The sequence below is a fragment of the Lentzea sp. NPDC054927 genome (assembly GCF_053610285.1).
This window is the reverse complement of the sequence record NZ_JBSGXZ010000038.1, coordinates 85,076-97,442: the sequence shown is the minus strand read 5'-3', so window position 1 is coordinate 97,442 and position 12,367 is coordinate 85,076. Positions and strand designations below refer to the sequence as shown.

Genomic DNA, 12,367 nt, shown 5'->3' with positions numbered 1-12,367 from the left:
GCGAGGCGAGATCGCCCCGCTGCGCCACGCCGACAACCTTGTTGTACTTGAGATGCATCATGTCGAGGCTGCCCAGACGCCCGGTCAGCCGCAGTTGCTTGCCCGCACGCCGGCGCAGCGAGGGCAGTGTGTCCTCCAGCATCTCGAAGAGCCTCGTGCCCGCGTCTGCGGCGAACATCTCTCGTACGACGGAGGCGATGCCGCCGAAGTCGGCGTTGGGCCCGTCGTCCTTCTTCGTCACCACGGAGACGAGGTTGTAGCGGCGCTGGAAGCCAATCACGTCGAAGCCTCCGGGCATCCGAAAGGTCATCAGGACGGCGGGGAGTGCACTGGAGCTGTTGATCGCGTCGACCACGATCTCGCCGTCGCGGTCCTCGTAGCCCGGTCGCAGGTGCAGATCGACCAGAGCACCGTCGAACATGCTGCCGAGGTACGGGCGCACCGCCCAGAATCCCTGGAGGTCACGCACCACCGTGCAGTCATAGTCGCCCAGAACTTCGCACAGACGATCGCCGACCTGGTCCTCGACGATCAGCAAGCGCCGCCGTACGAGCTGCGCGCGCCGCTGGTCGAGCTTTGTTCTGGCAGCGTGGAGCCGATTCCACAGCAGGGTGGAACGCAGGATGTCCGGCGGTCCTGACTTCCACAGCGCGAGTGCCCTGCGCACCTGGTCGGCTGTCGCGTGGGCCTCGCCGAGATCCGCAGCGTCGATGAACTCCGTTACGTCCGCAGTGAGCGTCCCGTGGAGGATCTGGTATCGCTCGTTGTCATTCAGGACGTGCAGATCGTGGATGGTGCGTAAGCGGTAGAGGTTCTGTTGGAGGGCGCCTTTGGCGCAGCCGAGGGCCCGCATGAGTTCCTTGGGCGTGGCGCCGGTCTGTGAGCGGGCGAGCAGTTCGGCGACAAGGCATTGCAAAGTGGGCCCCTTGAGGGGGCGCTCCTCGTCACCAGAGATGAGCCGCATCTCGCCGTCAAGAAGTTCGATGCGCTTGACGTTCATGGTGACTCCCGGCGGCCGGTGGAGATTCCGCACTGGTTATCGCTCACGGCTCGCTCACCGTAACGCCGCGAGGTGTGAGTGGATTGTCAGCATCAGGCTCATGGTCTGTGAGCGAGTGCCCGGGATGCTTTTGATACCAACAACAGCAACCAGAGGAGCAGGCCATGAGCGCCATCTTCAAGCCGACCCGGACCCTCAACCCGGAGCCGGACCACGTGTTCTTCGCGATGCCCTTCGGCATCAAGGAACTGGCCAACGGCCAGCCGTTCGACTTCGACGCGTTCTACACGGACGTGTGCGTGCCGGTGGTGCGAGAGTGCGGCATGACGCCAGTGCGAGTCGACAGCCTCTACGGCGCCCAGGGCGTCCTGGAGGCGGTGTGGCGTGCGATGCAGCAGGCGGGGGTCGTCGTCGCCGACTTCACCGGCGGCTCGCCGAACGTCGCATTCGAGATGGCCTGGGCGTTGATGCTCAACAAGCGCACGGTGGTCATCACCCAGGAGTCGAACGACATCCCGTCCGACATCCGCGGGCTGTACCGCTACATCGCGTACAGCCAGAACTACCAGGACATGCAGACGCTGAGGAAGGAGCTCGCGCTGCAGCTCAACGCGCTCAGCCAGGAGCCCGCCGACGAGATGGCGCCCATGCCGATGCCGGGTGGCAGCACCACCTCGGTCAAGGCCAAGGTCATCAACGCCGACAAGGACTACGTGATGGTGCGCGATGACTCCGGTCGCTACGGCGTCATGGGAAGTGCGGACGCCGACGTCAGCAGAGTGGTCAACGACATGAGGAAGATGTTCCCGGTCGGGACCGTCCTCGACGGAGCCTTCGTGATCGACCCGATGCGCAAGGAGATGCGGTACACGCTCGTGAGCGGTGAACGCAGCCCGTGGCCGCTGCTCAGCAACAAGTACAAGCCCGGCACCGTGCTGAAGAGCCGTGTGGTCAACGTGGACGAGCGCCACGGTGCGTTCGTCCACGTCGAGTACGGCATCAACGGCCTCGTGCCCAGCCAGCAGTTCGCCGGCACGCTCCCGGCGGTTGGCGCGGAGATCGAGACGATGATCGTGACGGTGGACGAGCACCGCCGCAGGATCGCCCTGCGCCTGATGAGCGTCGGAACAGGGCCACGGGCCATCTCCTCGAACGAGGCGCCGCAGGCGGCCCTGAACTGGCGCGGGCACGCGGAGGTGACGCGAGTCGTGCCGGAAGACAACGGCCGCGGCGGCTACCTCCTCCTCCGCCTGCCGACGACCGGCCGCAACGCCCTGCTGCTGGTCAAGGACATGTCCGAGGACCTGAGGGCGGACCTCAACAACAACGAGGTGGAGCTCGGCGAGGAGATCTACGTCGAGGTCTACCGGACGAACAAGGAGACGGGCAAGACGCTGCTGCGCGAACTGCCAGAGCCAGACGAAGTGCCGAGCGCGGCCTGACCGCTGCACTCGCCGATGCCCCCGTGACTCACACGGGGGCATCGCCCTGTCTCGCGATTCTGCCGGACTGACATCGACATTGATCGAGTATTCCCTTCCAGGGATACGTCAACTGGTCGTCCTGAGGTCAGGATCGTCTCGCTGCCAACTCCGAATTGATGCTCTCGTGAAGATCGAAAAGCTCTGATACTGGCGGTTTTGCGTACCTGCCCGCACGTGTAAGGAGTAAGTGATGGGAATCCCTCACGAACATCGTCGGCGAGTTGCTCGAATCGGGTGACGGTCGTCGATCACCGTATGACGGCATGCGTGCGGCAGGTAGACACGTCTGGGTAGACGAGGCGGTCGACCAGAGGAGCCGAGACTGTGGACGACGAGCTGGAGCTGGCGTGGGAGGCTGCGGGTGCGAAGCTCCTGGAGTTGGCCGCAGCGGGTGTCGTGCCCGGCAGGATGCCGGTGGTCAGGTACCTGGCGACGAAACTGGCGCCGTTCTACCGGATCGTGCTCGACGTGCTGGTCGAGGAGGAGTCGCAGCTCGGCCTCCAGCTGCCGACCGCGACCATCGCGGAGCGGACGGCCGAGCAGGTCGGCCGATTGGCCGGTGGATCCGCGTCCTGCCCGCCGGTCGCTGGGCTGCTGGACCAGCTCTATGAGTGGGGCAACGTCGACCGGATCCACAACACGCATCGAAAAGGCAGCTATCAGGAGTACCTAAAACAGGACTTCCTCTATCAGATGACACCTGCTGGCACGATCGTCCACCGCGAGCTCAGCAGGATCGACCAGGAGCTCGGTGTGACAGGCGCTCTGCAGGCGTCGATGCTGCCCGAGGTGCTTCAGGCTCTTGTGGCCTTAGCCTCCGCGCTTGACGAGCCGGAGATCGAGACAGAAGAGGAAGCGGAGGACCGCTCAAAGAACGCGTACGCCGCTTTCTCTCGTGTGGTGAACGGGTTCACCCAGCTTTCGGACAACGCCAAGCTGTTCGTCCAGGGTCTGAACCGGTCGTTGCACGTCGACTCCGAGGAGAAGGCGGAATCGTTCCTCGCGTACAAGCGCGTCGTCGTCGACTACCTACAGACGTTCTCGGTCGGCCTCTCAAAGTTCGCGTCCAGCATCGCCGAGGCGATCGAGCTCGCCGAGAGCAGAGGCGTACTGATCGCGCTCCAAGAGATCGCCGGTGTTGACGCCGCTCCCGCGCTTGGGGTGACCGGGGAGGCGGCCGCCGCCCGTGATGCGGAGGTCATGCAGGCCCAGTGGACGGGCTTGCGCCGGTGGTTCTTCGCTGACGGAGACCAGCAGCCGGTGGTGAACACGCTGACGGAACGGTCTGTCGACGCGATCAGCCGGATCATGACGACCGTGCGCCAGCTGAATGACGAGCGGTTCCGCCGGGTGAACCGGCGGGCGGACCTGGTGACGATGGCACGGTGGTTCTCCGCCGAGGACGCTGACGTGGTTCGGTTGTGGCGCGCGGGTTTCGGCCTCTACCCGGCGCGGCATCTCGGTGCGCCGCACGCGGCGGAGGCCGAGCTGGACATCCGTCCTGGATTCGGGTGGTGGGAAGGCGTCGCTCCGCCGATCTCGCCGCGGTTGCGCACGCAGGGACCCAGGGCCAGCAGCGGGGTCAGTGGGCGGCTGCCGGACCAGAGCGCGGCGAAGAGGCTGTTGCGGGAGCGGCAACGAGCGCAGGACGCCGCGGTGGAGGCCGCCGCGCGGTCGTTGGTCGGGCGGACTCCGTGTCGGCTGTCGAGCCTGACGCACCTGCCCGCCGCGGAGTTCGACCTTCTGGTCCGGTGCTTCGACGTGGCGCTGGCGAGCAACCCGCGCGAGGGTGTTCGCCGAGCGGAAACCAGCGATGGGCTGATCCGGGTGACGTTGGCACCAGCGAGGCCCGGTGAGTTCGCCACGATCGCCACACCACGCGGAACGCTCAGCATTGCCGACTTCCACATCAGCCTGGAAGACATGGAGACCAGCTCGTGATCCTAGAAGAGACCGCGAAGGAGGAGATCCGGCAGGCTGCCCGCTTCCTGGTGCTGAAACCGTTGTTGCACAACAGCGGCCGCGACGCCCGGATTGCGGCCCTGGTGCATCGGCACGGCAAGGTGCTCAAGGCGTGGTTCGACGAGTACCTCGGCTGGCCCCTGGTGATCGAACGAGACGTCATCCGGCTGGTGAAGGTGCCGCAGCCGCAGGTGCTGGCGCACCCGGACGACGCCCCGACCGCGCGGTGCTGTGCGTTGTTCTGTCTGTTGCTCGCCACGCTGGAGGACGCAGGAGCGCAGACGGTGATCTCGGAGTTGGCCGCCAAAGTCACCACGATCACGGCTACTGCGCAGGGAATTCCTGTCTACGACCCCGGTGAGTACGCCGAACGCAAGGCGTTCGTCCAGGCGATCCGGCTGCTGACCACCTGTGGCGCACTGGTTCCCGTGCGGGACAGCGCGTCCACCAAGGACGACGAGAACAAGTATGTCGAGTCCGAAGGGAACGCGCTCTACGACGTAGATCACCGCACGGCTGCATTGCTGCTGGCATGTCCGACCTCACCAACGAGAGCGGGTGAGGTCGGGCACCTCACCCAGCAGTCCTATCCGGACACGGTGGAGGGCGGAAACCGGAGGCGACGCCACGCAGCCATGCGCCGTCTCGTCGACCTGCCGGTGATGTACTTCGACGAGCTCCCCGCAGACGAGCTGGACTACTTCCGCAACCAGCGCGCGCTGTTCGTGCGGCAGCTGAGGGAGATGCTCGACACCCGGCTCGAGGTGCGGGCGGAAGGTGCCGCTGTAATCGACGAGGAGCTGACCGACCTGGTCTTCCCCAAGGACACTAAGGATGCGTTCGCGGCATTGCTGTTCGCCGCCGCGCTCGCCGACGAACCGGGCGTGACCGATTCCTCGACCGTGGTGGACGACATAGCACTGGGGCGCATCGCGGAACGGACCGCGAGTCATCTCTCCGCCCGCGGCATCAAGTCCAGTAGCGCCAAGGAGGCCAGGCAAGCCGCGCTCACCGTGCTGACCAAGCTGAGGCTGGTCGAACAGGTGGACGGCGGCGTGCGGCCATTGCCCGCACTCGGCAGGTATCGCAACGTGGAACAACCTTCCACACCACGGCTGCGGCCCGCTCCCGTGCTGTTCACCCTGCCCGGCGAAGAGAACGCACCGGCCGATGAGGATTCCGATGTCTGATCCCGATTCCACCGCGCTGCGGGGCGCTCAGCTCGCGGCACTGCTGTCGGGTGCTCCGCCGGTACCCGCCAGCACCCGGTTCAAGCCGCTGCGCACCGGACTAGCGGGCATCTGGCAGTACGGCGACGAGGTGTTCAACTTCCACGACGGGCGGCTGATCCTGCACGGCCGCAACGGCAGCGGCAAGACCAAGGTGCTGGAGGTGACCAGCCCGTTCCTCCTCGACGCCAACCTCAACGCCCGGCGGCTCGACCCGTTCGGCAGCAACGCCAGGTCCATGCGGGACAACCTGCTCTTCGGCGGGCGCACGCACCAGATTGGGTACGTGTGGTGCGAGTACGGGCGAATCACCGAGGACGGTGGCACCGAGTACCGCACGATCGGCGCGGGCATGCGGGCGAAGGAGACCAAGGCCGGCAGTCCAGACCCCTGGTACTTCATTACGCCACTGCGCGTCGGCGTCGACTTCGACCTGCACGACAACGCGAACCGGCCGCTCAACGACAGCGACCTGGCGGTGCGACTGGGCGGAGCGGACGACTCCGTGTTCACCACCGCCGAGCACTATCGCGCCACGCTCGCGCGTGAGTTGTTCGGCCTGGCGCCGGAACGCCTGCACAGTTTGGTGGAGCTGCTGATCATCCTCCGTCGTCCCAAGCTGAGCGAGAACCTCAGCGTCGCGAGCCTCAAGGAGATCCTGTCGGACGGCCTGCCCCCGATCGACGCCGAACTCGTCGCCGGGCTCGCCAAGAACTTCGACGACCTCAAAGGCGACCAGGACGAACTTCAGCGGTTCGTCAAGGCGAAGGAGGAGATCGATCTCTTCTTGAGCAGCTACCGCGGGTATGCGCGCAGGATGACCCGGCACGTCACCGGGGACGTGTTGGAGGCCAAGGAGAATCACCGGCAGGCATTGGGTAGGGGCAAACGAGCGAAGACGGGCCTTTCCGAGATCGGGGGAGCTGTCAGCAAGGCGGACGAGGACCTGCGTCTGCTGGGCGAAGAGCGGGAGGGGCTCGCCGGGAAGATCCGTGCTCTGGAGAGCGGTCCGGAGATGCGGAACCAGCAGGCGCTCAGCCGGCTTCAGAGCGATGTCGAGGCTGCCAGGAAACAGGCGTCCGCGGCGAAGTTGCGCGCGACCAAGGCCGCGAACCAGCAACTTGACGCAGAGCAGGAGCTGGAAGGGGTGACCGGCCGGCTGGGCAAGGCGCACCGGGAGGTAGCGAGGGCTGAAGTGGAGGCGGCGGTTCACGCGTTGGCCGCCGGGCTGCGGCAGGAGTTCGAGGAAGAGTCGGACCGACTGCGCACCGACCCTGCGGGTGCTCAGCTGACCTTGCACGGCTACATCACCACGCGCCGGGCGGTGGTCAGAGAAACCCAGCGGCTGCTCGGGGAGCGACTGCAAGCGCAGAATACGGTCGATCGTCTCCAGAGCACGCATGACGAGCTCGGTGCGCGATGCACCAGTGCGGTGGAACACGTGCAGGACACCGAACTCAGGTTCGAGGAGCAGGCCGAGCTGCTGTCCAAGGCGATCGTCTCGTGGTCCGGGCAGTGCCGGGAGTGCGCGCTAACCGATGATCAGGTCGCTGAGCTCGTGGCAACAGTCGACCAGGTCGAGGACCCGGCGGCGCCACGGCTGGCCGAGCGCATCGCAAGTTATTTCGAAGATGTCCGCGCCGAGCTGATCGAGCAGCGCGGTACGCGGCGTACCCAGAAGGAGACGCTCGCGGCCGACCTCCAATCCACCACGGCGCAGCGGGAGCAAGTCGCGCTCGAAACTGATCCGCCTCCGCCGGTTCCGCTCGTAGCCCGCCGCGACCGGACTGAGGTCGCGGGTGCGCCGCTGTGGCGCCTGGTCGACTTCCACCCCGCCATCGCTGACGACTCCCGAGCGGCGGTCGAGGCGGCACTGCTCGGCGCGGGGATGCTTGACGCCTGGGTCACACCGGACGGCACGCTGGTGAACCCGGAGAGCTGGGACACCTTGCTGCTGGCAGATCGGGTGCACACCGACGGTTCGTCGCTAATGAGCGTCTTGTGCGCGGTACCGGATGGCAGCGTTCCGGAGACGGTCGTCGATCGCATCCTCGCCGGAATCGCGGTGGTTGATGAACAGACAGGGGACGAGACGGCCGGTTCGTGGGTCTCGCTAGACGGCAGGTGGGCGATTGGCCCGTTGCGCGGTAGTTCCGGGCAAGAGCAGGCCTGCTACATCGGGACGCACGCTCGTGAGGCGGCCAGGCGGCGCAGGCTCGCCGAACTGGACGCCCGCATCGCCGAACTCAAGGAGCTGATCGCACTCGCGGACGAGGACTTGCTGGTGTTCGACCGCCGCCTGCGTGCCCTCACCGCTGAGCAACGCGCTCAACCGGTCGACACCGCAGTCCGGGACGGGCTCAGCGAGCTGGTCGCCGCGCGCAAGCACGAGCACGAGCTCACCAAGCAGCTGGAGAAGTCCACAGAACGGCTGCGGGACGTAAAGGAGATCCTGCGCCGAGCGACCGAAGCTCTCCGGGTCTACGCGGTCGAGCACCTCACCCCGATGGCGCCGGAACAGCTCGATGCGATGAGCTCTGCGTTGATGGAGTTGAACGTCGCTGTTGAACGGCTCGCCGCCCATCTCGGCGCCGTTGCGTTGCTGACCGCACAGCACGTCGCGACGGAGCAGCGCGTCGAACAGCTGACCGCCGATCGCGACGGACTCGCGGGGGAGTCGGCGGAGGCCGCCGCAGAGGAGACTCGGCTGACCAAGGAGCTCGAGGAGCAGACTCAGCTGCTTGGTGTGGGCATCAACGAGGTGCTGGAGCGGTTGAAGAACGCCAAGAAGGACCTGGCGCTGGCCGTCGAGGAGACTAAGAAGCTCAACCTCCTCCAGCAGGGGCAGCGCCAGCGGCTGGGAGCGCTCGAGCAGCAGGTTCTCTCCACGAGCGCGGACTGTGATCAGCGGCTCGCGGAACAGCAGACGGCGCTCACGGAGTTCCAGCGGGTCAGGGCCAGGGGGTTCCTCAGGCTCATCGGTGAGTCCGATGTGGACACCGGATCGGACGATCTCGCCGCGGCGGCGCGTGTCCACGAGCTGCTCGCCGCCGAGGAGTCTGACGACGCCGCGCGGAACAACGCCCGCAACGACGTCGATGACCAGTTCCGCCGGCTGCAGCGGGAGATCGACGGATCGGACTGGCGGCCGTGGGGCGACAACGACGGAGATCTTTTCGTCGTCCAGGTGACGTTCAACGGTGCGGATCACCCGGTGTCCGACCTGCGGGACCTGATCGTCGACGAGATCGCGATCCGCGGCACGTACGTGCAGGACAAGGAACGGCGGCTGTACTCCGACTTGCTGCTCGGCTCGATGGGCGAGCACCTGCGCCAGCGTCGTCTCGAAGCGCGCAAGCTCGTCGACGAGATGGACGCGCAGCTCGGCCGTCACCCCACCGCCTCCAAGATGCTGATGAGCATCAAGTGGAAGCCCTCGGACGAGGCCGGCCCGGAGGTGAGGGACGCGATCGAGCTGCTGGACCGCGGCTCGACGAGCTTCCTCGCTTCGGACGCGCGCGACGCGCTCATCAAGTTCCTGACCGAGCAGGTCCGCGAAGCGCGGGAGCGCGCCGAGCATGGGGACTGGAAGGCGCACCTGACGGAGGCCTTGGACTACCGCCGCTGGTCGGAGTTCGAACTCCAGGTCAAGCACCACGACAAACCCAAGGCCGTCCCGCTGACAGACGAGCTGCATCGCAGGGGCTCCGGCGGAGAGAAGGCGGTGATGCTGCAGCTGCCGATGTTCGCGGCGGCCGCGGCGCACTACGCAGGCGCGGCCCCGACCTCACCGAGACCGATCTACCTGGACGAGGCGTTCGCCGGAATCGACTCGGAGATGCGGGGGAGCTGCATCGGGTTGCTGACGGAGTTCGACCTCGACTTCGTCATGGCCAGCCACGACGAATGGGGCTTCCACCCGACAGTGCCCGGAGTCCTGACGTACCAGCTGTTCCGAGACCCGGACGTGCACGGCGTTCTCGCCACACCGATCGTCTGGGACGGCACCCGGCGCTACCGGCTGGAGGACTGGTCGCTGAACACCGCGCCCCCACCACCGATCCTCGGTGAACAGGAGTGAGCGTCGTGCCGGTCGACCCCGAACTTATGAAATGGGCGAGCACCCCCGGCGGTGCCGCGTTCTGCAAGGCGGCGCGGAGCCGGTTCGTCCGCGGCGGAAAGCTGGACAAGTGGCTCGATCTCAAGTTGGACGCGGAGAAGCTGGACGACCTGCACGCCCTGTTCGGTCACGGCCGCCGCGTCGTACGCGCGGATGGGGTGCACCTGCGCAGGGCAGACAATGCGTTGCGCCAGACGGTGTTCGGTGTCGGCATCCACCAGCTCGTGATCGCAGTGGACGGGCCGATCATCAGCCTGCGCGGCCGCAAGCGGTACCGGGACCGCGTGAACAGCTTTCGGGTGGTGCGCGAGCGGCTGGCGCTCTGGGAAGTCATGCGCCGCGTGCCGCAGCTTGATGGGGAACGCGAACTGCTCGAAACTCTCCCCTTGGGGACGACGTCGCAAGTGCCGCCGGAGTCGGCAACCGCGACGAAGTCCTGGTCCGCCTACGAGGCGGCGATCAGGGCGGCCGCCTGGTGGTACCCGAGGTGGTCGGCCAAGCGTGTGCCGTGGGAGCGTGAAGTCGCCTCCAATGCGCTCAAGGGATCCAAGAAGTGGACCATGGCCCAGTTGGTGGCGTTCTCCCGGCTTGTAGACAAGGGGCTCAAGGAGGCGTTGCAGTGGACCGACGCACTGATCCGCGTCGCCGGCCCGCTGATGTGGACGAACAAGACCCCGGTCGCTGACGCGAGTCTGGGTAGGCCGTGGATCGACATTCCCGCGCAGGGAGTTCTGGAAGCGGGCGAGCTCGATTGCCCGGCGGACGGTGTGCTGCTGGTGGAAAATCTGACCACGTTCGAACACCTCCGCCGCGACACCGACCTCACCGAGACCTGGCTTTGTGTTTGGCTCGAAGGCAACGTCAGCAAGGGCCTGATCCCGTTCCTCGAACGCATCCGCCCGCGCCGCATCGCAGCCTGGTGCGACCTAGACCCGGACGGCATCGAGATCGTGCAGTCGGTGGAGAACGGCCTCGACCGCGAGGTCCTGCCGGTCGGCATGACGCCGGAGATCTGGTCCGGGGGCACGAAGCTGGAGGAGAAGGACGAGCAGGCTTACGTCACCTGGCGGCGCGCCGCCGCCGAGCTCGTGAACCACGGGCCGCGGTTGCTCCGGCCGCTCGCCGCCGCGATCGCCACTACCGGAGAGCGGTGTGAGCAGGAGAGCATCCAGTACGACACCGCGCCGGTGATCGTGGATCAGCTCAAGGGACTCGCGGAAGTCCTCCACGATCTCGGTTAGAAGGTCGATCAGCTGGGTAAGGGCTGCGGATGCTGATGGTGAGGATCTCCCGGTCCAGTGGCTCGAGGCGCTGGCGTGCAGTGTTCGGATCGATGTCCAGATGGCGCAGCGACGTTCCCGTTCATCCGATCGCGTCTTCGGCACGGCCTGAGGGACTTCTTCATGCAACTTCGCAGGTGGAGCGAAGTCGTGTGGACCGCGGGGACGAAGGAGTGGATCTTGGGAGGCTGTGCAACAGCCAGCAACGCACTTGATTCGCAGTCAAGTGCGCCCAGCTGCGTCCAATGTGCCTGTCTTTGCAGGTCAGCGGCCTGTGAACCCGTATCTGGGGGTCAAGTGCGCTCAACTGCGCTGAACATCTTGTATCTGCGGCCATCAGGTTATGAAAGTACTCAATGGGTAGCGACAAGCGGCTTCTGTGCTCGACTCTGCGGCTCAACGCTGAAACGGATCCTCTGGCCGAACCTGATCGGCCGAGGACGAGCGCTACCAGTGGTGGAAGTCCGTGGGTTCGTCCCGCTGCATCAGCTGATGGCAACCGCGCCGAATGTCAGGTTCTGCGTTCTCGATGCCTGCTGACTGGCTACGCTCCGCTGGTGAAGCGACTTCTCGTGGTAGCCGTGTGCGTGTTCGGAGCCGCGTGTGGCACCTCGGTACCGGCCACCACCTCCACTCCGTCCTCGACGTCGCAGGTCGTCGACGACTCCCAGGCCATCGGCGCCGCCTTCGAGACCTTCACGAAGGCCGCAGGAGCCAAAGACGGTGCCACCGCTGTATCGGTGCTGTCGAGCAGCACCTTCAGCGCCTACGACGAAGTCAGGAAAGTCGCGCTCACCGGCACCGAGCAGCAGGTCGCCGCTCTGGTTCCGGGCGGCCGGATCCTCGTGTACTCGATGCGCGGCGACATGGACCCCGTGATACTGCGCACCGCGTCTCCGGGCGACCTGGTGAAGGCTGTCATCGACCAGGGCTTGGTCAGCGAGGACAGCATCAGCGCAATCACATTGGGCGACCTGACGATCAACGATGGCAAGGCATTAGGCAAGGTGCGCGCTGCCCGTGCACAGACAACGGTGTTTCTCAGCTTCCTGCGTGAGGACGGCGCATGGAAGTTCCATCTGCCGTCGCTGTTTGACTTCACCGACGCCACGCTGGGTGCGATCGCTAAGCAGAAGAGCCTGACGCATGCCCAGATGATCGATGAAGTGCTGCTCACGAAATACGGTCCAGCGAAGGCCGCCGAAGTCCGCAAGCCGATCGGCGCTTGACTTCACGCCCAGGCGTGACTGTCCGGACCTGACCTACCGGGACTGGATCCTGCGGGATCGAGC

At 66.0% G+C, this 12,367-nt stretch carries 7 protein-coding genes; 6 read left to right on the top strand and 1 reads right to left on the bottom strand.

All coding sequences use genetic code 11. The features are described from left to right. On the bottom strand, positions 1-1,000 hold a 1,000-nt coding region (locus ACWGE0_RS35435), incomplete at its 3' end, for a hypothetical protein (protein WP_452265252.1). 164 nt (positions 1,001-1,164) lie between these two features. Here ACWGE0_RS35435 and ACWGE0_RS35430 point away from each other — a divergent pair. From ACWGE0_RS35430 to ACWGE0_RS35405, 6 genes are all read left to right on the top strand, one after another. Then, positions 1,165-2,442 (top strand): S1 RNA-binding domain-containing protein, encoded by a 1,278-nt coding sequence (locus ACWGE0_RS35430; RefSeq protein ID WP_452265251.1) that lies wholly within the window; start codon positions 1,165-1,167, stop codon positions 2,440-2,442. 366 nt (positions 2,443-2,808) lie between these two features. After that, positions 2,809-4,425 (top strand): TIGR02677 family protein, encoded by a 1,617-nt coding sequence (locus ACWGE0_RS35425; protein ID WP_452265250.1) that lies wholly within the window; start codon positions 2,809-2,811, stop codon positions 4,423-4,425. Then, complete coding sequence (locus ACWGE0_RS35420) at positions 4,422-5,636, top strand: TIGR02678 family protein (RefSeq protein WP_452265249.1); 1,215 nt, start codon at positions 4,422-4,424, stop codon at positions 5,634-5,636. The genes ACWGE0_RS35425 and ACWGE0_RS35420 overlap by 4 nt, the downstream gene beginning before the upstream one ends. Beyond that, positions 5,629-9,756, top strand: coding sequence for a TIGR02680 family protein (locus tag ACWGE0_RS35415; protein ID WP_452265248.1), 4,128 nt, complete (start codon positions 5,629-5,631; stop codon positions 9,754-9,756). Before ACWGE0_RS35420 ends, ACWGE0_RS35415 begins: the two co-directional genes overlap by 8 nt. Beyond that, a complete protein-coding gene (locus tag ACWGE0_RS35410; RefSeq protein WP_452265247.1) occupies positions 9,753-11,036 on the top strand; it encodes a Wadjet anti-phage system protein JetD domain-containing protein in 1,284 nt (427 codons plus the stop codon). The genes ACWGE0_RS35415 and ACWGE0_RS35410 overlap by 4 nt, the downstream gene beginning before the upstream one ends. 596 nt (positions 11,037-11,632) lie before the next feature. Beyond that, positions 11,633-12,304, top strand: coding sequence for a hypothetical protein (locus ACWGE0_RS35405; protein WP_452265246.1), 672 nt, complete (start codon positions 11,633-11,635; stop codon positions 12,302-12,304). The last annotated feature ends 63 nt before the right edge of the window (positions 12,305-12,367 follow it).